The 22,401-nt window shown below is 64.6% G+C and carries 21 protein-coding genes; 6 read left to right on the top strand and 15 right to left on the bottom strand.

Annotated elements, in window-relative coordinates; translation table 11 throughout:
* Positions 1 to 44 precede the first annotated feature (44 nt).
* The 5 genes from C4N9_RS06095 to C4N9_RS06115 form a co-directional block, all read right to left on the bottom strand.
* Positions 45 to 1,115: a sensor histidine kinase gene (locus tag C4N9_RS06095; protein WP_109532565.1), complete on the bottom strand. Its 1,071-nt coding sequence runs from the start codon at positions 1,113 to 1,115 to the stop codon at positions 45 to 47.
* Positions 1,116 to 1,263: 148 nt separating this feature from the next.
* On the bottom strand, positions 1,264 to 2,178 hold the full coding sequence (locus tag C4N9_RS06100; RefSeq protein ID WP_109532408.1) for an endonuclease/exonuclease/phosphatase family protein: 915 nt from the start codon (positions 2,176 to 2,178) through the stop codon (positions 1,264 to 1,266).
* A 7-nt stretch (positions 2,179 to 2,185) separates the two neighbouring features.
* Complete coding sequence (gene hpaI / locus C4N9_RS06105) at positions 2,186 to 2,950, bottom strand: 4-hydroxy-2-oxoheptanedioate aldolase (protein WP_109532409.1); 765 nt, start codon at positions 2,948 to 2,950, stop codon at positions 2,186 to 2,188.
* A 73-nt stretch (positions 2,951 to 3,023) separates the two neighbouring features.
* Positions 3,024 to 4,415, bottom strand: coding sequence for a pyridoxal phosphate-dependent decarboxylase family protein (locus C4N9_RS06110; protein ID WP_109532566.1), 1,392 nt, complete (start codon positions 4,413 to 4,415; stop codon positions 3,024 to 3,026).
* Positions 4,416 to 4,496: 81 nt separating this feature from the next.
* Positions 4,497 to 5,093 (bottom strand): hypothetical protein, encoded by a 597-nt coding sequence (locus C4N9_RS06115; RefSeq protein ID WP_109532410.1) that lies wholly within the window; start codon positions 5,091 to 5,093, stop codon positions 4,497 to 4,499.
* Between the two features lie 109 nt (positions 5,094 to 5,202).
* On the opposite strand from C4N9_RS06115, the gene C4N9_RS06120 reads away from it, so the two are divergent.
* Positions 5,203 to 5,604: a hypothetical protein gene (locus C4N9_RS06120; RefSeq protein WP_109532411.1), complete on the top strand. Its 402-nt coding sequence runs from the start codon at positions 5,203 to 5,205 to the stop codon at positions 5,602 to 5,604.
* Between the two features lie 140 nt (positions 5,605 to 5,744).
* Here C4N9_RS06120 and C4N9_RS06125 read toward each other — a convergent pair whose 3' ends face one another.
* Positions 5,745 to 6,893, bottom strand: a complete 1,149-nt coding sequence (locus C4N9_RS06125) for an acetoin utilization protein AcuC (RefSeq protein WP_109532567.1) — start codon at positions 6,891 to 6,893, stop codon at positions 5,745 to 5,747.
* 212 nt (positions 6,894 to 7,105) lie between these two features.
* On the opposite strand from C4N9_RS06125, the gene C4N9_RS06130 reads away from it, so the two are divergent.
* On the top strand, positions 7,106 to 7,519 hold the full coding sequence (locus tag C4N9_RS06130) for a DUF7282 domain-containing protein (RefSeq protein ID WP_109532412.1): 414 nt from the start codon (positions 7,106 to 7,108) through the stop codon (positions 7,517 to 7,519).
* Positions 7,520 to 7,608: 89 nt separating this feature from the next.
* On the opposite strand, the gene C4N9_RS06135 is transcribed toward C4N9_RS06130, so the two are convergent.
* Complete coding sequence (locus C4N9_RS06135; protein ID WP_109532413.1) at positions 7,609 to 7,953, bottom strand: hypothetical protein; 345 nt, start codon at positions 7,951 to 7,953, stop codon at positions 7,609 to 7,611.
* A gap of 396 nt (positions 7,954 to 8,349) precedes the next feature.
* Between C4N9_RS06135 and C4N9_RS06140 the strand changes: the two genes are divergently transcribed.
* Together C4N9_RS06140 and C4N9_RS06145 are read left to right on the top strand one after the other, a co-directional pair.
* Positions 8,350 to 9,012, top strand: a complete 663-nt coding sequence (locus C4N9_RS06140; protein WP_109532414.1) for a TetR/AcrR family transcriptional regulator — start codon at positions 8,350 to 8,352, stop codon at positions 9,010 to 9,012.
* Positions 9,009 to 9,491 (top strand): DUF8051 family protein, encoded by a 483-nt coding sequence (locus tag C4N9_RS06145; RefSeq protein WP_109532415.1) that lies wholly within the window; start codon positions 9,009 to 9,011, stop codon positions 9,489 to 9,491. Before C4N9_RS06140 ends, C4N9_RS06145 begins: the two co-directional genes overlap by 4 nt.
* 35 nt (positions 9,492 to 9,526) lie before the next feature.
* Here C4N9_RS06145 and C4N9_RS06150 read toward each other — a convergent pair whose 3' ends face one another.
* Complete coding sequence (locus C4N9_RS06150; protein WP_109532416.1) at positions 9,527 to 10,525, bottom strand: saccharopine dehydrogenase NADP-binding domain-containing protein; 999 nt, start codon at positions 10,523 to 10,525, stop codon at positions 9,527 to 9,529.
* 85 nt (positions 10,526 to 10,610) lie between these two features.
* Here C4N9_RS06150 and C4N9_RS06155 point away from each other — a divergent pair, with 85 nt between their 5' ends.
* A complete protein-coding gene (locus C4N9_RS06155) occupies positions 10,611 to 10,976 on the top strand; it encodes a winged helix-turn-helix transcriptional regulator (RefSeq protein ID WP_109532417.1) in 366 nt (121 codons plus the stop codon).
* Between the two features lie 563 nt (positions 10,977 to 11,539).
* On the opposite strand, the gene C4N9_RS06160 is transcribed toward C4N9_RS06155, so the two are convergent.
* Positions 11,540 to 12,448 carry a LysR family transcriptional regulator gene (locus tag C4N9_RS06160; RefSeq protein ID WP_109532418.1) on the bottom strand — a complete coding sequence of 303 codons (909 nt, stop codon included), beginning with the start codon at positions 12,446 to 12,448 and terminating at the stop codon, positions 11,540 to 11,542.
* Positions 12,449 to 12,604: 156 nt separating this feature from the next.
* On the opposite strand from C4N9_RS06160, the gene C4N9_RS06165 reads away from it, so the two are divergent.
* The gene (locus C4N9_RS06165) at positions 12,605 to 12,850 is read left to right on the top strand and encodes a nuclear transport factor 2 family protein (RefSeq protein WP_109532419.1); all 246 of its coding nucleotides are present in this window, start codon (positions 12,605 to 12,607) and stop codon (positions 12,848 to 12,850) included.
* Between the two features lie 699 nt (positions 12,851 to 13,549).
* On the opposite strand, the gene C4N9_RS06170 is transcribed toward C4N9_RS06165, so the two are convergent.
* From C4N9_RS06170 to hsdR, 6 genes are all read right to left on the bottom strand, one after another.
* On the bottom strand, positions 13,550 to 14,533 hold the full coding sequence (locus C4N9_RS06170; protein WP_146195126.1) for a hypothetical protein: 984 nt from the start codon (positions 14,531 to 14,533) through the stop codon (positions 13,550 to 13,552).
* Positions 14,534 to 14,941: 408 nt separating this feature from the next.
* Positions 14,942 to 15,895 carry a GIY-YIG nuclease family protein gene (locus C4N9_RS06175; protein WP_245902477.1) on the bottom strand — a complete coding sequence of 318 codons (954 nt, stop codon included), beginning with the start codon at positions 15,893 to 15,895 and terminating at the stop codon, positions 14,942 to 14,944.
* A 44-nt stretch (positions 15,896 to 15,939) separates the two neighbouring features.
* Positions 15,940 to 16,410 (bottom strand): DUF6998 domain-containing protein, encoded by a 471-nt coding sequence (locus C4N9_RS06180; protein ID WP_210403987.1) that lies wholly within the window; start codon positions 16,408 to 16,410, stop codon positions 15,940 to 15,942.
* On the bottom strand, positions 16,407 to 18,110 hold the full coding sequence (locus C4N9_RS06185; protein WP_109532421.1) for a restriction endonuclease subunit S: 1,704 nt from the start codon (positions 18,108 to 18,110) through the stop codon (positions 16,407 to 16,409). Before C4N9_RS06185 ends, C4N9_RS06180 begins: the two co-directional genes overlap by 4 nt.
* Positions 18,107 to 19,555 carry a class I SAM-dependent DNA methyltransferase gene (locus C4N9_RS06190; RefSeq protein ID WP_109532422.1) on the bottom strand — a complete coding sequence of 483 codons (1,449 nt, stop codon included), beginning with the start codon at positions 19,553 to 19,555 and terminating at the stop codon, positions 18,107 to 18,109. The genes C4N9_RS06185 and C4N9_RS06190 overlap by 4 nt, the downstream gene beginning before the upstream one ends.
* A 2-nt stretch (positions 19,556 to 19,557) precedes the next feature.
* Positions 19,558 to 22,011, bottom strand: a complete 2,454-nt coding sequence (gene hsdR / locus C4N9_RS06195; RefSeq protein WP_109532423.1) for an EcoAI/FtnUII family type I restriction enzme subunit R — start codon at positions 22,009 to 22,011, stop codon at positions 19,558 to 19,560.
* Positions 22,012 to 22,401: the final 390 nt, after the last annotated feature.

The raw sequence follows: 22,401 nt of genomic DNA on the forward strand, positions 1-22,401 counted from the left end.
CACTTCGTTGACGCCCGGCCGGGCGTCGTCAGGACGGGTCGCTGTCAGCCCAGTGGCAGCGTGACGGAAAAGGTCGAGCCCTCGCCCCGCGTCGAGCGGATGGCGAAACGGCCCCGGTGGCGGTTGACGATATGCTTGACGATGGCAAGGCCCAGCCCGGTGCCCCCCATCGCGCGCGAGCGGTGGCCGTCGACGCGGTAGAACCGCTCGGTCAGGCGCGGCAGGTGAATGGCGTCGATCCCGTCGCCGAAATCGCGCACATCGACCTTGATGACCGGCCCGGTAAAGCCCGGCATCTGTTCGATCAGCCGCATCCCCACCTCGACGCGCCCGCCCGACCCGCCGTATTTCAGTGCGTTCTCGACAAGGTTGCGGAACACCTGAACCAGCTGGTCGCGGTCACCGGCGATGGGCGGCACATCGGGCAGATCGGTGAAATCGACGCGCACGCCCGCATCCTCGAATTGCGGACGCAAGGCGGCCAGCGTGGCGCGCAACACCTCGCTCATCGACACGCGGTCGCGCGGACGCACGCGTTCCTCGCCCTCGACCCGGCTGAGAGACAGAAGATCGCTTACCAGCCGCGTCATGCGCTGGGCCTCGCGCTCCATGATGTCGAGGAAATTCGCCGTCGCCACGGGGTCCTCGCGCGCGGGGCCCTTCAGCGTTTCGATGAATCCTGCCAGCACGGTCAGTGGCGAGCGCATCTCGTGGCTGACATTGGCGACGAAATCGCGGCGCTGTTGCTCGGCCTCTTCGACGTGACTGATATCGCGCAGCGTGACCAGCACGCCGGGCTGCACGCCCTCGGCCAGGATCGGCGCGGCCTGCACACGCAGCACGGTGTCGCGGGTGGGCGTCGTCTGGATCATCCGCGCTTCCAGCGGCACGCCCGGCAGGCCCGGCTGCGACAGCGCCGCCAGCGCCTTTTCCAGCGCCGCCGCCGGTTCGGGCTGCCGGATATAGCTGAAGGCCAGCGCGCCGGTCAGCGGGGCCGAGAACAGCTCGCGCGCGGCGGGGTTGGCCAGCACGATCCGCCGCTCGGGCCCGACAAGCATCGCGGGATCGGGAAGCGCGTCCAGAAGGGCGCCGCAAGAGGCAAGATCAGCGGTCATGGCGGTCAAGGGCGGGGCCTCGGAGGGACGGGTCGGGACTGGGCGCGCAGCCCGGACGAACGGGGCCTGCCCGGGGCTTCTCGCAGTCCCTTGTAACAGATTGATGACGGTCGCGTCAGGCGTGTATCTCGCTTCCCGCGCGCGCGGCTCACAAACCGTCGAGATCCAGAACCAGCGCCGCGTGATCGCTGGCCCGCGGCCGGAGCGCGCCCACATCTTCCAGCCGGGGCTGCCGGCCCCCCGCCTCGCGGCTCAGCCCCGCCCGGATCGCACGCGGCACTGCGCCGGGCCAGCGCGCGGCCAGAGCGGGCGAGGCGATCATCGCGTCGGGACAGCCCCGGCGGTGGTCGTCCTGCCACCAGGTCCAGCGCTCGGCCTCGGCCATCCGCTCGGTCAGATCCACGCCGAACGGCGCCAGCAGCGGCGCCACCGCCCGCTCAGGGTCACGCCCGGGATCGTTGAGATCGCCCAGCACCAGCCACAGCGCGCCCGGATCCGGATGCCGCGTCTCGATCACCCGGCGGACCGCCAGCGCCTCGACCCGGCGCCGCTGCCACGCCGCGTCGGGGTCGGGCCACGGCGCCTTGAAATGCACGACATAAAGGCTCAGCGCGCCCAGCCCCACCTCCAGCAGGTCACGGCTGAACACCGGCAGATCGGCGCGCGCGCCCGGCATCCCCTCAAGCCCCAGCGCGCCGGGCAGAAGCCGCGCATCGCTGCGCGCGGCGAAGGGCCGGCGCGCCATCGCCGCCAGATCGCGCCCGCCACCGTCATTGCCCGACAGACAGGCGCGGTACGGCCAGGGCGCGGCCCCGGTCGCGCGCAGCAGATGGTCGTGGAAATAATCCAGCGTCTCGCGGTCGAAGACCTCCTGCAGCGCGCAGATATCGGCATCGGCCCGCGCCAATACTCCCGCCGTCAGCCGCCGATCCGCGTAATCGAGCGGATCCGCCCTGCCATCGCCTTCGCCATCGCCTTCGCCGTCGCGCGCGCCGTCGAGCCGCTCGCGCCCGCCGGGATGGCGCAGGCGCAGGTTCTGGACGTTGAAGGTCAGAACCCGCATCCCGGCGTCAGCGGAACTTGGCGGCCAGCGCGCGCAGCCCGTTGGCCAGCACCAGCACGTCGATGCCCACCGCGCAGAAGGTAACGCCCATATCGATCCATTCGCGCGCCTGCGCCTCGTTCGAGGTCAGGATGCCGGGCGCCTTGCCCGCCGCCCGAATCCGCCGGATCGCATCGGCGATGGCGCCCTGCACCTCGGGCGCGCCGGGATTGCCGCGATAGCCCATATCCGCCGACAAGTCGGCAGGCCCGATGAACACCCCGTCCACGCCCTCGACCGCAAGGATGTCGTCCAGCGCCGCCATGCCCGCGCGGTTCTCGACCTGCACCAGCAGGCAGGTTTCCGCATCGGCCTTGTTGACGTAATCCGCCACGCCCGAGAACCGCGAGGCCCGCGCCAGGGCCGCGCCCACGCCGCGCATCCCGTCGGGCGGATAGCGCATCGCGCGCACCAGGGCCTCGGCCTGCGCGCCCGATTCCACCATCGGCACCAGCACGGTCTGCGCGCCGATATCCAGCACCTGCTTGATGATCCAGGTCTCGCCCACCGGCACCCGCACCACCGGATGCGAGGCCGAGCGGCCCAGCGCCGCCAGCTGTTCGCGCATAGAACGGATGTCGTTGGGGGCATGCTCGCCGTCGATCAGCAGCCAGTCGAATCCCGCTTCGCCGGCGATCTCGGCCGCATAGCCATCGGCCAGCCCGACCCAGCAGCCGATCTGCGTCTCGCCCGCGGCCAAAGCTGCCTTGAACCCGTTTCTCTCGATCTCCACGCTCTTTCCTTTCACTTTGCCGCAAATACTCCGGGGGTTTGGGGGCAGCGCCCCCAACCGTGCCGCAAGCGCCTCAGTCCGCCAGGTCCTTCAGCACGTCCCCCGCAAGGCGCACATCCTCCTCGGTACAGGCGAAACTGCCGACGGTGAAGCGCATGACGATCCGGCCCTGCGTGCGGCCCTGCGTGACATAGATCCGCCCGTCCTCGTTCACGCGGTTGACGAAGGCGATCATGTCCGCGTCCGACGCGTCTTTCAGCGCCAGCGTGAACAGCGCCAGCACCGGCTCGGTGATGATCTCGAAGCGCGGATCGGCGCGCAGGGTCTCGGCAAGATCCCCGCACCAGCGCACATGGTCGCGCATCACCGCGCGCAATCCCTCCAGCCCGTAGGCCCGCAGCACGAACCACAGCTTCAGCGCGCGGAACCGGCGCCCCAGCGGCACCGACCATTCCGAGTAATTGACGAACCCGTCCTTGCCGTGGGTTTTCAGGTATTCGGGCTGGATCGCCAGCGTCTTTGTCAGCGCGGCGGGATCCTTCAGGTAATGGGCCGAGAAATCGAACTGCACGCCCATCCATTTATGCGGGTTCAGCACCAGCGAATCCGCGGCCTCGATCCCGGCCCAGAGATCGCGGAATTCGGGGCACAGCATCGCCGCCCCGGCCCAGGCGGCATCAACATGGGAATAAAGCCCTTCCTCCCGCGCCACCGCCAGCACCGCGCGCAGATCGTCGCAGGCGCCCGTCCCCGTGCCTCCCGTGCAGGCCACTATTCCGGCGGGCACGTATCCTGCCGCCCGGTCGCTGGCGATCTGTGCCCTCAGGGCATCAGGGTCCATCGCTCTGAGCGGCCCCTGCGTCGGGATCCGCACGAGGTTCTCGGCCCCGATCCCCGCGACCCAGATCGCGCGGTCGACCGAGGTATGGACTTCGCTCGACGCATAGACCCGCAGCCGGGGCTGCCCGCTCAGCCCCTGCGCATTCCCCGCCCATTCGAGCGCGCGCTCACGCATCGTCAGCACCGCCGCCAGCGTCGCGGACGAGGCGCTGTCCTGAATGACGCCGTGGAACCCTTCGGGCAGGCCCAGCCCCTGCCGCAGCCAGTCGAGCATCAGCGTCTCGATCTCGGTCCCGGCGGGCGAGGTCTGCCAGAGCATGCATTGCTGCGCCATGATCGAGGCCGCGAAATCGGCGAGCATTGAGGCCGGCGTCGCGTTCGAGGGGAAATAGGCAAAGAAGCGCGGATGTTGCCAATGGGTCAGGCCCGGCACGACCTTTTCGTCGAGTTCCGACAGGATGCCGTCCAGCCCCTGCCCCGTTTCGGGCGGTGCCTTGGGAAATTGCGCGGCGATGGCACCGGGCGTGAGCGGCGCGCGGACCGGACGGTCAGGCAGCGCGCGGTGATACGCGGCCCCCCAGGCGGCGATATCGGCGCCAAGGCGGGCGAATTCCTCCCAGTCCATCACGGGTTTCTCGGTCATCGTGGCGCCTCCCTCAGCCGTTCGCCGGGACAGAAACAGAAATTACTGCACAAAGCAAGCAAATCACCCCGCCGCCGTCGGGTCGATCTGCACCGGCAATCCCCTTGCCATCAGACGCACCAGTGGCGCGGGCGTCAACAGCGGCACAGGGCCTTTCGGCATGGGTGCGGGCCGATAGCCGTTGAAGGACCAGCGCGCCCAGCCCGTGGGCGTCCGAAGCACTGGCCCGCCCGCGTCGCGGATCATCGCCCCGGCCGGGACCTGCGGGGGATCCACGGGTACAAGCACCCGGCCCGTGCCGTCCCACCGTGCCGTGTGCAGGGCCGCGTCAATGGCGTCGGCCCGGCTGTCGCCGAAGCTTTCGGCCCAGAGCGCGCGAAAGCGCTGCCAGTCGGCATGACGGCACTCGGCGCAGGGGCGGTGCCCGGCGGCATAGGCGGTGGCCTCGTCGAGGAAGAACAGCGCGGTGTAGCGTCCGGCGGGCATCGGGTCCCGCTGTCGCCCCCGGAACGCGGTCACGCAGGTGATCCAGCGCCGGCCCCGGTGATGGCGGCGGATCTGCCCTTCTGAGTCATGCAGACAACCGCGATTGCCCATCCAGACCAGACGCTGTGGCACGGCGTGAAGCTCTCCCTCGGGATCGACGCGGTTCCGGCGCATGGATCACACCTTTCTGATGATCCCGCGCGCCGGAGGCGGGACGCAGGCTTGATTTCGCCCCGGACCGGCGCAATGTCGTCTTCTGTCGAATCGGCGCGAAAGCTGAGCCATGATGACGCACCTCCTGCGTCTTGTCCTGTTTGTGGCCCTTGGGGGCCTGTCGCGCGCCTTCGGGCGTCGGGGCGGGATGCTGGCCGTGGCGTTCCTGGCGGGTCTGGTTGCCTTTGGCCCCGTGGCGCAGGCACTGGTTCAGGACGAGCGCGCCGAGCGCGTTCTGGTCCTGATCGAGCCGCGCACGGCCGAGGCTCTGGCCAGCGACCGCGCCGTGCCGCTTCCTCCCTTACCCGATCCTGGCACCGATGCCGCGCTTCCTGCCCTGCAGCGCCCGGAGATGACGCCGGTCCCGTCGGGCAAGGTGCTCTGGCGCGTTGTGACGCGTCCCTCGGGCCTTGCGCCCCTCACCCGTCCGCATCCGCGCGGCCCCCCGGAGCTGATCGTCGCCCCCGTCTGACATTTTCGACAATGCGAGGATCCCATGTTCCGTTATCCCACCCTGACGCTGTTTCTGGCGGCCATCACGGCGTTCATGATCTATGCCGTGGTTTCGCTGGTCATCCATCCTGTCTGACAGGCCAGTAGGCATGCCGGGCGTCACGGCAGCCGCGCGATGGCGGCAAGCCGGGCGCGCAGCGTGGCCACGCCTGCCGCGACTCCGGGCCTGAGCGTTCCGGGTCGCGGCGGGTCGATCAAGGTCTCGAACCAGTCCCGTGGCGGGTTTCGGCCCGCCGCCCGGCCCGGCCATGCCAACGCATCGAGGATCTCCTGCGCCTCGCGCGGCAGCCGGTCGGGCACGGTCTGCCCCGCGATCTCGGCCCAGATCCGCGTCCAGCAGCGCGCGACCGACCACGGGTTGTAGCCGCCACCGCCTGTGACGATCAGCCGCTCGGTCATGCGTCGGAGCGCGCGCAACACCCCGACATGCGCGTTGTTCGACAGCGCCAGACGGCTGAGCGGATCCTCGGTCACCGCGTCGGCGCCGCATTGCAGGACGATCGCTTCGGGCGCGAAGGCCTCGATCGCGGGCAGGATCAGGTGCTCGCGCACATGTGCCATCTCGGTATCGTTGAAATCGCGCGGGACCGGAAGGTTCAGACAATTGCCCCCGCCGTCATCCTCCAGCGCGCCGGTGAACGGCCAGCGCCCCGCTTCATGAACCGACAATAGCAGCACGCCCGGCGCACCGGCCAGCCCCGCCTGCACCCCGTCGCAATGATGCGCGTCGATATCGACATAGGCCACGCGGTGCAGCCCCAGCCGCCGCAGGTGCAGGATCGTCAGCACCGGATCGTTGAGATAGCAAAAGCCACCGGCACGGTCGGCCATGGCGTGATGCGTGCCCGCGCCCGGCACATGCACGATCCCGCCATGCCGCACGCGTTCGGCGGCCAGCAGGGCACCCCCGGCGCTGGTGGCGGGGCGCGTGAACATCAGCGGATGGATCGGGTTGGACAGCGTGCCCAGCCCGTGGCGTTCGCGCTCGGCTTCCGACACGTCACCCGTGGCCTCCGCCCGCTGAAGCACCTCGAGATAAACGGGGTTGTGAAACGCCGACAAAGCCGGGGTGCGGGCGCGGGGCGAGGCGATGTAGCGCTCGCGCGGGAGCCAGCCCAGCGCGCGGGCAAGGTCCATGACCGTCGAGACGCGCGGGATCGACAAAGGATGGTGCCGCGCGAAAGGCAAGGCGCGGTAGATCTCGGAGCCGATGAAGACGGGCGGCGCCGGCCCGATGCGCGCGGGCATCCGGCTGCGGCTCTCGGGATCGGTCAGGGAGAGGGCATCGCGCATGGGGCCAAGCTGCAGACAGGGAACATGCCGCAACGCTAGCGCAGCCCCGGCGCGAAGGCGACCGGCGCGCGAAGGATTTTCTGCGCGCGTGGTGAAACTCTGGACGCGTTGTTGTCGTAACTCGGACACAGGCGCAGCAAAGCGCCGTCCCTGAACAGGAGAGAGAGATGAAAAGCCTTGTCGCGATTGCCGCCACCGCCACCGTCCTTGCCGCTCCCGCGCTGGCCGACGATCACATGGCGCCGATGGTCGAAGCCTCGGATCAGAGCGTTGCCAACGGCGTGGTGAGCGCCGAGCGCATCGTCGCGCCCGCCAATGGCTGGATGGTCGTTCACCGCACCGATGCCGAGATGGCGCCCGGCCCGGTCGTGGGCTACGCCCCGATCCGCGAAGGCGAAACCACGGATGTCGCCGCGATCCTGACCGAAGCGGTCGAGCCGGGCCAGATGCTGATGCTGATGGTGCATGGCGAGGATGGCGGCATGTCGACCGGCGTGTTCGAATACACGCTGGGTGCCTCCGAGGATGGGCCGGTCCGCATGGACGGCGATCTGGTGATGACGGTGATTACCGCCGAGTAACGCTGCCCGGCGATCATGGTATCCACATAGCGCCCCGGGTGCCCGTCAGGGCCCCGGGGCATTCTGTTGCGCAAAAGGGCTTGGTTCGATCAGCCGGACGCGCCGATCCCGGCCTGAACGACGCTGCCCAGCCCCAGCGTATCGAAGGCATCGCGCCCGCCTTCCGGGCGCACGCCGATGCGTTCCAGCGCCTCGTTGATCGCGCCCGGCCCTTGGCGCACCGGCATCGCGCGCAGACGCCCGTGATAGACCGTCGCCGCCTGTCCGCCCTCCGCGTCGCTCTCGATCAGCGCGAAGCGGTCGAAGCCCAGCTCGCGGGCGAGATGCAGCGTGATCGGCGCATCGGCCTCCATTTCCGAAAGCGGCCTGTCATCCGCGCCAGGGCGCGCGCGCATCCGCGAGGCATCGAGCGGGACGACAACGAATTCGCCCAAGTCAGACGGCGCAACGCCTAGCGCCGCCACGGAAACCGGCCGGGCGGGCCCCCTTGCAATGATGGCCGAAAGGATGCCGGGCGGAAGCCCCTGAACCGGCAAAGCCGACGCCGCAGGAAGGCCTGCGGAACGGCCTGCGCGAAGGGCTGCGGCGTTGGGCTGTGGCATGAACCGGCTCCGTCATGGGATTGCAGCGCCCATGCTGCATCGCAGCACGCTTGCGTCAAGTCTTGGGGAAGAATTCACCGCCGCGCCCCGCACGGATTTCGCTGAAAGCTGAACAAACACGCAATGGCGCGTCTTTTGTACCCGGCGAAACGGGTTTGACTTGACAGTTTTAGACCAGCGGTCTAATTCCGTGTGAACGTTTAGACCACCGGTCCAGGAAAGCGCCCGATGCCATCTTCTTCACCCAATTCCCCGCGCGCCCGTTTCCTTGAACTCGGGGAACCCGAGCGGGCGCTCTGGCTCGATCCTGCGGAAGCGGAGTTCGTCGCGCATGGTTTCGAGCGGGCTTCGCTCAACCGGATCATCGCGTCGGCGGGCGAAAGCAAGGGGCGGACCTATCACTACTTTTCCGGCAAGGGCGCGTTGTTCGACGCCACGCTCGAGCGCCGTCTCGAACCGCTGGCCGGGCTGATGTTCACGCCCGAAGCGCTGGCGGATATCGACCCTGCCGGGTTCTGGAAGGCGCTCGCGACGCTCTCGGCCCGCCTGACCGAGCGTTTTCAACAGGACGCAACGCTCGCCGCGCTGGTCCGCACGCTGCATCGCGAAAAGGCCGCTCAAGAGGCCGTCAGCGACAAGCTGGCCGGCTTCCGCGCGCGGATCGAGGGCGTGCTGGCCGCCGGTCGCTCGGTGGGCGCGGTGCGCGACGACCTGCCGCTGTCGATGCTGGCCGATGTGGCGCTGGATGTGCTGATTTCCGTCGATCGCTGGTTTGCCCGCCACGCGGACAGCCTGCCCGACGGCGACGAGGCGGCGCTGTCGCAACGCGCCTTTTCGCTTCTGATGACCCCGTTGCTTCCCCAATCGAAAAACGAAGGCCCCCTGTCATGACCCTGCCCCGCGCCATCGCTGCATTCGTCCTGCTGAGCGCCGTGAACCTTGCCCTGATGGTGCCGGGCGGCATCGTCGAGACGCGCAGTTTCCCAGCCTATGACGTCGCCGTTCTGGCCGCGTTCAACATCTTCCTGACGGTCCTGGGGCTGGGGAGCCTGATCATGGGCTATCGCATCCTGCGAAGAGGCCGCGCGGGCGTGACGCCGCTTCTGGCCGGCCTGGGCTATGTGGCGGTGTATGTTCTGGACCTGGCCGAAATCTTCCCGGTCTCTGCCGAACCGATGTCGCGGGCGCTCTACACGATGGAATGGATCGGCACCCTTCTGGGCGCCGTCCTTGTCGTCCTGTCGGGCTGGCAGATCGCACGCGGGGCCGAGTCAGGGACCGCGCGCCCCGCCCTGTCGGTGCCGATGATGATCGGGCTCGGTGTGGTGATGCTCGTCATCGTCGTCTTCGCCACATGGTCGGCGATGTGAGGGGCAGACGGCGGGGTTCTGCCACGGCCAAGCCCTCAGCCTTCCGACAGGCGCAAACCGTGCCGGCACAGCACCGCGCGCAGATCGTCGAGCGTCAGCAGCTCATCGAGATGGCGTACCCCCGTCTCCCCTGTCTCGGAAAGCCGAAGGGCAGCCTCGGCGGCCACCAGCGCGGTGATCTCGGCTTCCGCGCGCCCGTCGAGCGTCAGGCGGCAGACGGGCGCGTTCCCGGCATCGGTAAACGCCTCCACCACCAGAGCGGTGCGGTCGCTGCCGAACCGGAAGAACGGCAGAACGCGCGCCAGGATGCGGCGCAGCCGGGGCCGGCTCGCCACCGCCGCGAGCCACCGCAACGTCAAGGGCGTAACCAGCGGCGAGCCCAGAGCCAGCCGCGTCTCGACGGCCGGATACCCACGGCGCATCAGGCTGTGCTGATCCGAGAAGTCGAACGGGATCGTCGGCTGACCATGCCGGTCCTCGCCAAAGCGCATGGGCCGGATATCGCCGCGCGACAGGGGCGCCAGCGCGTTCAGCGTCCAGCCGATCGCCGCCGGCCCATGGGTATCGCCCAGCCCCAGCAGCACGCCGATCCGGAACCGTTGCGCCCCGGGGCAACGCGCGCGGGCCTCGCGGACAAGAAGATTGGTCAGTCCCGGTGCCAGCCCGACCGACAGGACCGCCAGCGCGCCGTTCTGCCGCGCCACGGGATCGAGCCCCTCGATCCGCCGCAGGACCGCATCGGTGGCCGAGATGTCGAGATACCGTGCGCCGCGCTCGACCACCGCCCGCGCCAGCGCGGCATCCGACGTGTCGAGACAACAGATCACGGCATCGGCGGCGTCGAGCGCAGCGCCCCAACTCTCGGGCCGGGCGAGGTCCAGCGCGGTCCCCTCGCATCCAAGCCGGGCCGCCACGTCCGTTGCCTTGCTAGCGCTCCGCCCGGCGATCGTCACGCGCTGACCGGCCGCGACGAGGCGCCGCGCGATCTTCTGACCGACATGGCCATAGCCGCCGATGATGAGTATCCTGTTCATGCCGTGTTCCTTGCCTGCAGGGCTGTCAGTGTTCGCGCCCCCGCTCAGATCACACCGACTCAGCACTCACCAAATGGGAAGCCCGATGCCCGACCTGCCCCCCGATCTGCCGCGCGTCTGCCGGCCCGATGAATGCCTGGCCGAGGATTGGCTGGGCTTTCTGGGCCATCGCTGGAATGCCCTGATCCTGTGGCATCTGTCCGACGGTCCGAAACGGTTCTCGGACCTGCAGGCCCTGTTGCCGCGGATTTCGGCCAAGGTGCTGACAGAACGGCTCGCGGGGATGACGGCCCGTGCGCTCGTCAGCCGTCGTGAGACCAACCTCTTCCCCCGCGAGGTCACCTATGCGCTGACGCCCCGCGGAGAATCGCTGCGCGGCATCCTGAGCGATCTCTACGACTGGGCCGAACGTCAGGCGCCGGTCCTCAGGACCGCCGGGACACGGCGGTGACGGGTCATCCATGCGCCAGGCCGGGCGCGCGCGGGCTCAGCATCACCATGCGATCTGTCCGCGAGTTCCGCGACAGCTTGTACCCATGGGGGGTACAAACTCGCTCGATGGCAAACCTCGACGCAGTGCGCGTTTCTTGCGGAGTGGCCCGAGAAGCCGCTGATACTGCAGTCAGGCCCCGCTCGCCATGCACGAGTTGCGATAGACTGTCGGACACTAGAGAAGCCGACCGCGGCGTACGCCAAGGGGGCGGAGTACGCTCATTCGCCTTAACCTCGGACTGACTTTGGGACGCTCTTCGGGAGCGGAGATCCAGCGCAGCCTTCACCGCCGCACCGTTTGATCAACGATATCGGGCTGATCTCAAGTCGTCTCCCCCCCAAATCGTCCGGGCAGAGATTGTAGGTCGCGTTTCGGCGGTCAGGCGCCGCTTGTTGGCGTTCTTCCTGGCCCAGCACGGGTTGGTGCTTTTTGCAACATTGCCGGTGGAGATGATCTATCCTCTTGTTAGCAAATTATAAATAATGACTGCGTGCTTTTGCGACGGGATGAGCACGACGCCTTCAACTCGCTCTTGAGGATCGCGCGAGTTCCCGTGCGAGATCCACGAAGACCTTGAAAGCCGCCGGCGGATTGCGCCGACTCGGATAGTACAGGCAAAGCGGCGCCAGCGGCGGCGTCCACGCGTCGAGAACCCGCACCAGCCGCCCCGTGTCGATGTCCTCTCGCACGTCGGATTCCATGAAGAACCCGATACCGAGACCATCAAGCACGGCAATGCGCGCCAGGCTGGCTTCGTCCAGAGTGATCGGCCCCTCGACATCGACAAGAACCGGCTGGCCCTCGGCTTCGAACCGCCAGCGAAAGAGCGCCCCATTCGGCAGGCGCGTCCGAATGCAGGCATGCGCCATCAGGTCGGAAGGCACCTTTGGCGGCTCCCGGCTTTCGAAATAGGCAGGCGCCGCGACCACCGCGTAGCGCCGCGCGGGCCCCAGCGGAATGGCGATCATATCGGTCGGCACAATGTTCTGACTGCGCACACCAAAATCGAAACCGTCCGCAACGATGTCGATGAGGTTGCCTTCGGTCACGAGGTCGATCTGCACCCCCGGAAATCGCCGCAGGCATTCAAGGACAAGCGGCGCCAGGATCTCCCGGCCCGCCGTGGCGAAGGTACTGATGCGCAGAAGGCCGGTGGGAGTTTCCTGCTGCGAGCGGACCGTGTCGATCGCGCTGTGAATGTCCTTGAGCGCCGGGTTGACCTGATCGACGAAACGCTGCCCGGCGGCGGTCAGCGACACGCTGCGGGTCGTGCGATTGAAAAGCCGCACGCCGAGTTGCTCCTCGAGCTTCGCGACCGCGCTGCTGAGCGCGCTCGTGGACATCCCAACATCCAGCGCGGCCGCCCGGAACGATGCCCTGCGGGCAATCGCAAGGACCGCGTCGAAATCGGACAGCTTGTAGGTTCCCATTATCCCGAAAGTCCAAACGCCACATCCGGATTTGTCCCGCTTATTCGCATTGTGTCAAACCCATAAATTCTGGCTCGTGGCGCCGGTCCCGACCCGAAAGGTCAAGCGGCGAGGCTGGTCGCTGCCACCGATCCCTACCCAGACAGGAGAGCCATCATGAGTATCGAACTGCCAGACGCGATTGAGGCGTATTTTTCGGCCGACAAGAAGGGCAACGCGCAGGCCATCGCCGAGGTCTTCACGCAGGACGCCACGGTTACCGACGAAGGCAATACCTACACGGGTCGCGACGCGATCCGGCAGTGGATGGCGAATGCCTCCACGCAATACACCTACACGGTAGACCGTCCTTCTCGTAGGCCGACATCCACCGGCGCAAGGTTCGCGGACTTGGCATCTTGAGCGAACTGGTTTCGGCATCATAGGTGATGAGCATCCTCGTACCCGCTGCCCTCTTATCTGTCGTCGCCGAGAAAATCAGTCGGCCCACCGCAGTCGGAGCGCGCCGCCTAACATTTGAGATTGCAGCGCTCAGCTCTTCGCGCCCCTGAAGTCATGGCAGGTTCCTAGGCTGCCAGCGTAGCTTGTATACGAGAAGCTCCTTGCGCCCAGGACAGCGTGACAAAGGTCGCGCCTTCGGAATAGCGCTTTCGATCCGTGCTTTCCGCCAAATGTAACGCAAGCACAAAAGACCATCCTTGCGAAATAAATTCCCGAAAACCCTTTTGGCCGCGAGACTCCCAGAACCATCTTCCTCGGGACAGAATCGAATTCTGCACCCAAGGTGCATGCTGATAATACGCGAAAACTGGGCGTTTCCGCCCGGTGGTCACGTTGTGCTTATCAGAATGGCCAAAAAACTACCTACAAAGGACAATTAGTCCTTTCAATTTCAACAACTGTGACGACAACATAAAAACGGCCATTGCGGCATCGCAAGTCATTGATTTTACGAGCACCAGAACAATATCCGGCGGCGAAAACGGCCATTTAACAACCTTATTTTGGCTATGGGTTTCGCATCCTCGCCATGTCGGAACGCAAAAAAGTGGCCGCCCCGAGGGACGGCCACTTCTTGATCTTGGATTTGGCTGGATGTCGCTACAACCGAAATCGCTCCGGCAATTCGCTCCGCCGGAAAATTCGCGCACCGATTTCTGTCTTCAGCAACATCGGCTTCGCACCGGCGGCTTTCATCTCCTGCTTCAGGCCGTCCACGCCAAGTTCGAGGGCTGCTCCGATATGCACTTCGGTCGTGAACTCGGAAAGGAAACGCTCGGCAGCATCCAGCGGAAACCGGTGAATGACGTGCTTGCCGTCATTGGTCAGGATCTTGTGTGACGGCAGGATGCCCATCTGGACCAGCTCCCAACCCGAGGCAACCGGGATGCGGAGACGACCGAACACCTCCATCGGCGACAGGCCGATCATGACTTCGGACACGATTGCCTTGGCTTCCGCTGGATCCAGATAGATCGCATCGAACCCTTGGCCGTCGATCATCCGAACGACGTTCTTCAGGTAGCCTGCGAGGATGAGGTGTACGATCTCGCCCGCCGGGGCATTCGCCTTCATCGCCGCCTTCGCGAGATCAACCATGCCATCCGGCACGCTGCCGACGGGTTTTGCGTTGACGAAAAGGCGATGGATCAGCTCCTTGATTTCCTTCTCGTCTACGCTTTTCTTCGTTCGGCCTCGGGCCCAAGTGAGCTCGGTCACGATCGGAGAAAGGATCCGTTCCTCCATGAGTTGCTCGGCAAGTGGGCGGGTGCACCGGAGCCGCTTGGGCAAGCTGTTGACCGGAACAAGCCGACGCATGCTCTCTGCGATTTCCCGACCGAGGTGAGCATCGAAAACATGCAGTGCCTCTTCGGCCGTATCGGCGGGGATCAGACCCTTCGCCTCCAGCAAGGATCGAAGGGTGCGCCGATCAACATCGCATTCACGTGCGAGGCTCGCACAGGTGTGCAGCCGCCGCTCACCAAGGTCCTCCCCGAGCACATGTGAACCGGCGGGCATTGCCATGTTTTCGAATACGTAGTCACGGAGGATATGGAACGCAGCGAGGCGGGCGGCATAGCCCATCGCTGACTCGAGAGGATCGAAGGCAATCCGGAGGGAGAGGATGCCCAAGCCAGGCAACCGGTGCAGCACGCGCTTCTGCAGTCTTTCGGCGGGCCTCCTGCTGGAGGGTCCTTCAGCGAAGGTTCGCTGCTGTCATCGCTGTTTTCGACCGTTCTTCGTTCGACATGGCGCTTCTCCTGTGGTTTGGCGCCTGACAGGTTGGCCGATTTCCTCGGGGCAGAAGAAAATTTCTCCAGAAATCCGCGCGCGAGTTGTTCGGGCTGGTTGCCTTGGTAGGTGGCAGGTTTGAAGATCAGTCGGAGGGGAACCAAGATCTTTCCGTCGTCTGGGCCGCCGACGAGGCGGCGGCTCGGTTGTTCTCAGTGACAGCAGGTTGCCCTCGACACGACATCAAGGGACGAAGGCACCTTACTTCTTGGAAAAGCGCGCCATGCCGGGCAGCAACCAGAAGACAGAATTGGCGTCGTCAAGCCTGCCCCAGAAGAACTCCCTGCCCAAGCTTTCCAGTCGAGGGATGGCACGTTCCTTAAAGAGCGTTTCGCTCGCTTCGGCCGATTTCTTGTCAGCGAAGGGCTGCGAGATCATGCTGATCGTCCACTTGCCGCCGGCCGCCGGGGGGATGCCTGCGTTCAATTCCGCCAGCCTGCGCTTGGTATCGTTCGAAACCCCGATCTTCATGGCCACGGACTTGTCGCCAAACTCCTTCCGCCGATTGAGCAGCGCATGCCCGTCGCCCTCGAAGACGGCGAGGTAAACGTAGGCCTCGCCGTCCTCGTAATTGGCCGTGCGCTCGCCGTGACTGCCCGGGAAAGCCCTGGACGGTTTGAACACCTGCCCGAACGGGATCGCTCCCGTCTCTTGGGTTTCCACCGGGGGTTCCCCGAAGACATTGACCTCCCTAACCTTGATCTTCAGGGCTTGTTCGATCTCGTCGTCATCCAGTTCCGCACCGTGTACGGCCAGTGCTTGCCCGGCCTCGGCGCGGTAGGAGTTGAAGGCGATCTGACTGATCATCAGCTTCTCCTCAGTACGCCAAGCACGGCGCACCGGGATCGCGTGGCTCCAACGACCCAGCCAGCCTCGCTCGCTTTTACGTTCCATGCCGACCTTGGAAGCCTTGTCTTCGTCTCGGATTGCGCGCACCTCAATCTCGAGAAAGCCGAGAACGTAGGACCGCTCGGCCTTGTCAGTCTCGGAAGTGCTGGCGCCGTAGATCATGATCAGATCACCGTCGCTCAGCTTGCGCAGGTAAGCGTCGCGGTCGGTCTCCTTGGACCAACCGACGTAGCCGTCGTCTTCCGGGCTGAAGCCATAGAAAGAACGAATGCGGATGCGTTTGCCGTTTGGCAGGCCGGTGTTCATGACGTGGATTTCCTTGGGTGGCGGGCTGCGGATGCCAAGTGGGATCAAACGGGCGGAGGGCGCAGGACCGGCAGACGGTCTTGCTCGGCCAATTCGTTCGACAGTGCGGTCAGGCGGGAGAGCGAGATCGGGCGCTGGCCGTTCTTCTGCATCGCACCAGCAGCGGCCCATGCGACGGGACCGGGGCCGTTGAAGATTACGCGGATCGGGCCGCCAACGGGGCGGTGCAGGACGATCAGGTGTTCGGGCTCGTGGCGGATTGCGACGCCACGGCCCTGGGTCAGCTTGATTTCCACCTGGCGACCATCGCGGGCGCGGGCGTCGTGGCCGTGGGTGGAGGCCGGATTCAGGTCAAGGTCGAACATGTAGGCGGCGACGACCTCGCCAATGCTGCCGACGAGATGGCCGTCGAGGGTGAATTTCCGACCGGGGAATATCCGTTCGAGGCCATCGGCCGCGGTGTAGAGATCGTCGAGCAAGGCGGCGACGCGCGCCCAGTCGACGTGGTCGCTCATTCCACCGCTTCCAAGGCGTCGGTGGCGGGGTTCAGCGCCTCGTGGAGGAGGGCCTCGAGCAGGCGGATGCGGGTGGTGTCGGTGGTGGTCAGGGCGGCCTCCAGCCGGTCGCAGAGGGCCATGAGGGCGTCGACCTTGGCCACAATGCGGTGTTGTTCGGCGAGAGGCGGTAGGGCTACTACGAATTCGCTGATGTCCTCTCGAGAAATGCCGGGGATAAGGCTGCGGGCCTCTTCTTGGAGCTTTACAGCGAGGCGGTCTGCGATGAGTTCAAGGAAACCTATCTCCCAGCCAAGCGGCTCCATCGCCATGAGTTGGCGACTGATTGCAACTTCGTTGAGGTCGCAGATCATAGCCTTGCCAACGCCCGAACCTTTAACTGTGATAAGGAGCTGGCCCTTTATCGCGACCGCCTTTCGGACGAGGGCAGCACGACGGACAACTGCGCCATTTGAACCAAAGTCGGATGGGCCAGTAATGTAGGGAAGCCCCTCGTCGATATTCTCTGAGTATTCCGACGGCTGAAGGTGCTGCCCCGATATCAATTGTATGATATTGCCGAGCCGCACCCACACCCATCCTGATGGTAGATCGAAAGGCAACTCATCGTTGCGAATGGCCGCAAGCGGCTTGGATGTTCTGATTTTTTTGGCTTTGACCTTTAGGTGCCGCTCGGCTTCGATCGCCTTCAATAGCTCCGACGCAGGTTCGTCCGCCAGGTCCTGTTCCACCAGTTTGCCGCGGACGGCGAGGTTGAGGATGGTTTGGCGGAGGGTCTTGATCTGGTCGGGGCGCGTGGTGAGGGCGGGGAGTGCTTCGAGGACGAAGGCGGCGTGGGTGGGGAAATCCTCGGGGTTGGTATCAGGGGGCGTCAGGCGGGCGAAGCTGGCGGCGGTGAGCTTGTCGCGCACTTCCTCCCGCGTCTTGCGAGCCTCCGCCAGCCGATCACAGAGCGCCATGAGCTCATCGACCTTGGCGACGATCCGGTGTTGTTCGGCGAGAGGGGGAAGCGGGAATGGCGAGCTTGTAAAATACTCACTGGAAACCCGCTTCTGCCCGGCGGTGCCGGTCATCTTTGGAATGCCAGTCTCGATGAATTGAGGACTCTTCAGGAACAGAACGACGAAGTCGGGATCGACGAGGACTGGGCGAAGGATATGCAACTCTGTCGTGCCGCTTCCAAATCCGCCTGTGAGATTCCGGAAAACCGTGGATTTCCCATTCTCAAAGCAGGGAGTTATCTTCGCAAGACCAACGTCACCCTCTGCAAAGTGCGTGTAGCCTTTCTTGATTTCTGCCCAAGGGCGGACCTCATGATCGTTCGCTACGCCGTATTCAGTGGAGATCATCGGCATCGGTACGAACGATGCTTCGACATGGTCGTCGGCTTCATTCCGTGGTGAGATGAACCCGAGGTTCGAAATCTGGCTCCATGCCCAGTTAGCTGGCAAGTCTGCCCAAATCTCGGCAGGGTCCATGTCGGCGACTTTGCGAGGCTTCCGCAGGCCACTCTCGCTAAGTATCTCGGCCTTCCTATCCTCAATCCTTTGGACAAGGCGGGCCGCAGGCTCATCCCCCGCATCCTGCTCCACCAGCTTCCCACGCACCGCCAGATCCAACACGAACCGCCGCAGCCGTGCGATGGCGTCCGGCGCTTCGCTCATCTGGTCGTAAACCTCCAGCAACCGTTCCGCGTTCATCGGGCAAGTGCCTCGGTCAAGATGGCCTTCAGCTCGGCCCGCAGGCTGTCGACCGAGGCTTCGGCCTTGGTCAGATCATTCAGCAGGGTCTCGGGGTCGCCCCAGTCCTTCTCGACGACATGCGGGTTCTTGATGTCGAGGTTGAAGCCGCGCTCCCGGACATCATTGATCGACACCTTCCAGGCGCGTTCACTCTCCTGCCGCCCCTCGCGGGCCTCTCCGCCCCACCATGCGGCGCAGTCGTCCAGATGCTCCAGCCGGATCGGCTTGGTCATGGAATAGGCCTTCTGCGTCTCCGGCACGCGGTGTTCCCAGTACCAGATGTCCTGCGTGGGCGTGCCCTTTTCAAAGAACAGCAGGTTCGTGCCGATGGAGGCGTAAGGTTTGAAGACCGAGTTCGGCAGCCGCACGATGGTGTGCAGGTTGCATTCCTCAAGCAGGTGTTCCTTGAGCCGGGTCTTGATGCCCTCGCCAAAGAGCGAGCCATCGGGCAGGACCACGGCGGCGCGGCCGGTGTCCTTGAGCAGGCGGATGATGAGGGCAAGGAAGAGGTCGGCGGTTTCGCGGGTGCGGAAGGTGGGGAAGTTGTTCTCGATCCCGTCCTCTTCCTTGCCGCCAAAGGGCGGGTTGGACAGGACGATGTCGACCTTGTCGGCCTGTCCCCAGCTGCCCAGCGGGCGGGCGAGCGTGTTGTCATGGCGGACCCAGGACGGCTCCTCAACCCCGTGCAGCAGCATATTGGTGACGCAGAGCATGTGGGGGAGCGGTTTCTTCTCGACCGCGCGCAGGGAGGCCTGCATCAGCGTCTCGTCCTCGGGGCGCTTGATGTGGGTGTCACGCATGTGGCGCATGGCGCAGGTCAGGAAGCCACCGGTGCCGCAGGCCGGGTCCATGAGGATCTCGCCGGGCTTCGGGTCCATCTGCTGCACCATGAAGGCGGTGACGGCGCGGGGCGTGTAGTATTCGCCGGCGTTGCCCGCGTTCTGGAGGTCGTTCAGCAGCTGTTCGTAGATGTCGCCGAAGTGCTGGCGTTCGGACAGGTTGTTGAAATCGACCTCGTTGATCTTGTTGATCACCTGCCGCATGAGCTGGCCGGACTTCATGTAGTTGTAAGCGTCCTCGAAGACATCGCGCACAACCTTGGCGCGGGGGCCTTTCTGCGGCGACAGGATCTTGAGGCGCGGGAAGAGGTCGTCGTTGACGAAGCTCAGCAGGGCGTCGCCCGTGATGCCCTCGGGATCGGCCGCCCAGAAGCGCCATTGCAGGTCCTCGGGGATGGGCGAGGTGTAGTCGTCGAGGGTGATTTCCAGCGCCTCGTCCTGGTCATCCATGATCTTGAGGAAGAACATCCAGACCAGCTGTGACATGCGCTGCGCGTCACCGTCGACGCCGGTGTCCTTGCGCATGATGTCCTGGATGGACTTGACGAGGTTGCGGACGGACATGATCAGGCACTTTCTTCGTAGAGCGCCGCCTGCACTTCATGAACGGCGCGAATGTAGTCGGGTTTCTTACCGAAAGCCCGGATCAGTTCAACCTCGGTGCCCATGCCGGAGAAGGGATTGATTTTCAGGATCTTGGGATCGTCGATGTTGATGACACCGTCGTCCGAGTACTTGTCGAGCAGGGCCTCGAGAACAGCGCGCGCCTGGGGGCCGAACTTCGTGAACACATCGCGCTTTTTGACATTCTCGGCGCGTTCTTTGCGGGTCAGCGGCTTGGCGTCGAAGGCGATGTGGCAGATCAAGTCGAACGGGTCGAGATCCAATCCCAGCTCGTCGGCGATCACGTCGAGGGGCAGTCCCTCATCGGCGAGTTCCTCGATCAGGGCGTTCTTGCGTTCGCTTTCTTTCCAGCGGCGCAGGAAGTCGTCGAGGCTGGTGAACCGCTGACGCATGGCCTTGCGGGTGTAGTCGCGCAGGGACTCAGTCACCAGTTTGCCGTTTTCATCGAGGTATTCGACGCGCTCCGCGACGATGTCGGCGCCCACGCCGTCGATGTAGACCTTCGGGCGTGGACCGGGGCCGGTGGTGCTCAGGATGCTTTCGTTGCGCGGATCTATCAGTACGGTCTCGTTCTCACCGATGTCATCCACGCCCGATGTGTCGTCGTTGTTGGTCGGGGTATCGTCCGGTGGGGTCACAGGATCGTCCGGGCCGGGTTGGTAGATCTGGACGGGTTCTCCGTCGAAGTCGGGGTCGGCGAAATGGCTCGATGCGCCGCGGAAATCCATTAGCGTGAAGAACAGCTTCCGGCTGTCTTCGTGCAAGCGTGTGCCGCGTCCGACGATCTGCTTGAACTCGGTCATCGACCCGACTTCCCGATCGAGCACGATCAGACGGCAGGTCTGAGCATCGACACCGGTGGACAGCAGCTTGGATGTCGTCACGATCACGGGGTAGGAAGCCTCGGGGTCGATGAAGTTCCCGAGCTGGTCGATCCCTTCCTTGTCGTTTCCGGTGATGCGCATGACATAGCGGGCATTCTTCGCAACCATATCCGCATTCTCATTGATCAAGGCCTGCCGCATTCGCGCGGCGTGCTCCTGATCCACGCAGAAGACGATGGTCTTCGCCATGCGGTCCCCGCTGTCGCGCAAGAACTCGGTCACCTTCTTTGCGACGAGCTTGGTCCGATCATCGAGCACCACCGTGCGGTCGAAGTCCTTGGCGTTGTAGATCCGATCCTCGACCTCTTCGCCATCCCGATCCAACTGCCCCTTCTCCGGGCGATACCCTTGCACATCGCGGTCGATGTGGACCTTGATGACCTTGTAAGGCGCGAGGAAACCGTCACGGATGCCTTGCTTCAAGGTGTAGCTGTAAACCGGTGCGCCGAAGTACTCGATGTTCGAGGCGTACTCCGTCTCTTTCGGAGTCGCGGTCAAGCCGATCTGCACGGCAGACGAGAAGTGATCCAGAATCTCACGCCAAGCCGAGTCTGCTGACGCGCTGCCCCGGTGACATTCGTCGATGATGATCAGGTCGAAGAAATCCTTGGAGAACTCACGGTAGATCTTCTGGCTCTCGTTTGGCCCGGTGATCGCCTGATACAGGCCAAGATAAATCTCGTAGGACGGGTCGATCCGCCGCTTGTTGTCCAGCGCGAGGGTCACGCTTTCTTGCGTCCCATCAGGACGCTCGATGGTCTTCGACTGCGTAGAGAGCTTCGCCATCTTGCCGCTGAAGGGCCGGAAGTCGTTGATCATGGTCTGGTCGATCAGGACGTTTCGGTCGGCCAGAAACAGCACCCGTTTGCCCGGGAACGCGTTGCGAAAGCGCCAGATGATTTGAAACGCCGTATAGGTCTTGCCTGTCCCTGTTGCCATGACGAGCAGAACACGGTCTTGCCCCTTGGCAATCGCCTCCATCGTCTTGTTGATCGCGTTGACCTGGTAGTATCGCGGCTCCTTGCCGGACCCGTCGTCGTGGTAGTCTTGGAGAGCGATCTTTTCTTCCGCGTCGGTCAAACCTTTCCAGACCTTGTAGCGGTGCCAAAGTTCATCGGGGCTCGGAAACTCGTCCAATCCCAATGTTTGCTCGACTTCGGGTGACGTGCCAGTTCGGTCATGGAAAATGAAGCCGTCGCCATTCGAAGAAAACACGAACGGGATATCAAGCGTTTCGGCATACCCCTGGGCCTGCTGCAAACCGCCACCCACAGGCTGCTTGTTATCCTTCGCTTCGATAATGGCGATGGGGATGTTGGGCTTGGCAGAGAGGATGTAGTCAGCGCGCTTCCCTTCACCGCGACTGACCATCTTGCCGCGCACGATGATCCGCCCTTTGGTGAAGCTGACTTCTTCGCGGATCTGTGTGGTGAGGTTCCATCCTGCGGCGACCAGCGCGGGGGTAATGAATTTCGAGCAGATATCGCGCTCGCTAAGAATCCTCTTATCCATGTCGCCTTACCGGAATACTCAACCACATGATCAATGTCTGACGCTACTTTGCTTTCATGCGCGAAGACAAGGATGTGTGTCGGGAGGAGGCCAGGCGGTGGCCCTGATCTGATCCCCAGAACTGCACCGCTTGTAGCCGGCTTTCTTCACTACGCTGCCTTGGCGGGCCGCGGGTGCCCACACTCCTTCGCAGCCAACATCGAGAACGTGTCGGGAGGGAACCGGTATCGGACGCTTCCTAACACCTGCTTAGGCTGATCCCTGCTGGGCCTGCCGCGCCACCGGTTGGCACATGTTCGAAACACTTGAAGCGTGAACCAGAATGAGACGGAGGTCGTGCCTCGCTGCGACCAGCGCAAACAATGCCCCCGAGCGCGTGGCGCCGAGCCG

It is taken from the genome of Pararhodobacter marinus (assembly GCF_003122215.1).
GTDB classification, from domain to species: domain Bacteria; phylum Pseudomonadota; class Alphaproteobacteria; order Rhodobacterales; family Rhodobacteraceae; genus Pararhodobacter; species Pararhodobacter marinus.

What these genes read in the sequence shown, in the direction of transcription:
- C4N9_RS06150 (WP_109532416.1), bottom strand. Translation starts at nt 10,525, where the DNA reads ATGAACAGGATACTCATCATCGGCGGCTATGGCCATGTCGGTCAGAAG.
- C4N9_RS06185 (WP_109532421.1), bottom strand. Translation starts at nt 18,110, where the DNA reads ATGAACGCGGAACGGTTGCTGGAGGTTTACGACCAGATGAGCGAAGCG.
- C4N9_RS06155 (WP_109532417.1), top strand. Translation starts at nt 10,611, where the DNA reads ATGCCCGACCTGCCCCCCGATCTGCCGCGCGTCTGCCGGCCCGATGAA.
- C4N9_RS06120 (WP_109532411.1), top strand. Translation starts at nt 5,203, where the DNA reads ATGATGACGCACCTCCTGCGTCTTGTCCTGTTTGTGGCCCTTGGGGGC.
- hsdR (WP_109532423.1), bottom strand. Translation starts at nt 22,011, where the DNA reads ATGGATAAGAGGATTCTTAGCGAGCGCGATATCTGCTCGAAATTCATT.
- C4N9_RS06170 (WP_146195126.1), bottom strand. Translation starts at nt 14,533, where the DNA reads ATGGGCTATGCCGCCCGCCTCGCTGCGTTCCATATCCTCCGTGACTAC.
- C4N9_RS06100 (WP_109532408.1), bottom strand. Translation starts at nt 2,178, where the DNA reads ATGCGGGTTCTGACCTTCAACGTCCAGAACCTGCGCCTGCGCCATCCC.
- C4N9_RS06190 (WP_109532422.1), bottom strand. Translation starts at nt 19,555, where the DNA reads ATGTCCGTCCGCAACCTCGTCAAGTCCATCCAGGACATCATGCGCAAG.
- C4N9_RS06115 (WP_109532410.1), bottom strand. Translation starts at nt 5,093, where the DNA reads ATGCGCCGGAACCGCGTCGATCCCGAGGGAGAGCTTCACGCCGTGCCA.
- C4N9_RS06160 (WP_109532418.1), bottom strand. Translation starts at nt 12,448, where the DNA reads ATGGGAACCTACAAGCTGTCCGATTTCGACGCGGTCCTTGCGATTGCC.
- C4N9_RS06125 (WP_109532567.1), bottom strand. Translation starts at nt 6,893, where the DNA reads ATGCCCGCGCGCATCGGGCCGGCGCCGCCCGTCTTCATCGGCTCCGAG.
- C4N9_RS06175 (WP_245902477.1), bottom strand. Translation starts at nt 15,895, where the DNA reads ATGAACACCGGCCTGCCAAACGGCAAACGCATCCGCATTCGTTCTTTC.
- C4N9_RS06165 (WP_109532419.1), top strand. Translation starts at nt 12,605, where the DNA reads ATGAGTATCGAACTGCCAGACGCGATTGAGGCGTATTTTTCGGCCGAC.
- C4N9_RS06180 (WP_210403987.1), bottom strand. Translation starts at nt 16,410, where the DNA reads ATGAGCGACCACGTCGACTGGGCGCGCGTCGCCGCCTTGCTCGACGAT.
- C4N9_RS06110 (WP_109532566.1), bottom strand. Translation starts at nt 4,415, where the DNA reads ATGGACTGGGAGGAATTCGCCCGCCTTGGCGCCGATATCGCCGCCTGG.
- C4N9_RS06130 (WP_109532412.1), top strand. Translation starts at nt 7,106, where the DNA reads ATGAAAAGCCTTGTCGCGATTGCCGCCACCGCCACCGTCCTTGCCGCT.
- C4N9_RS06095 (WP_109532565.1), bottom strand. Translation starts at nt 1,115, where the DNA reads ATGACCGCTGATCTTGCCTCTTGCGGCGCCCTTCTGGACGCGCTTCCC.
- C4N9_RS06145 (WP_109532415.1), top strand. Translation starts at nt 9,009, where the DNA reads ATGACCCTGCCCCGCGCCATCGCTGCATTCGTCCTGCTGAGCGCCGTG.
- C4N9_RS06140 (WP_109532414.1), top strand. Translation starts at nt 8,350, where the DNA reads ATGCCATCTTCTTCACCCAATTCCCCGCGCGCCCGTTTCCTTGAACTC.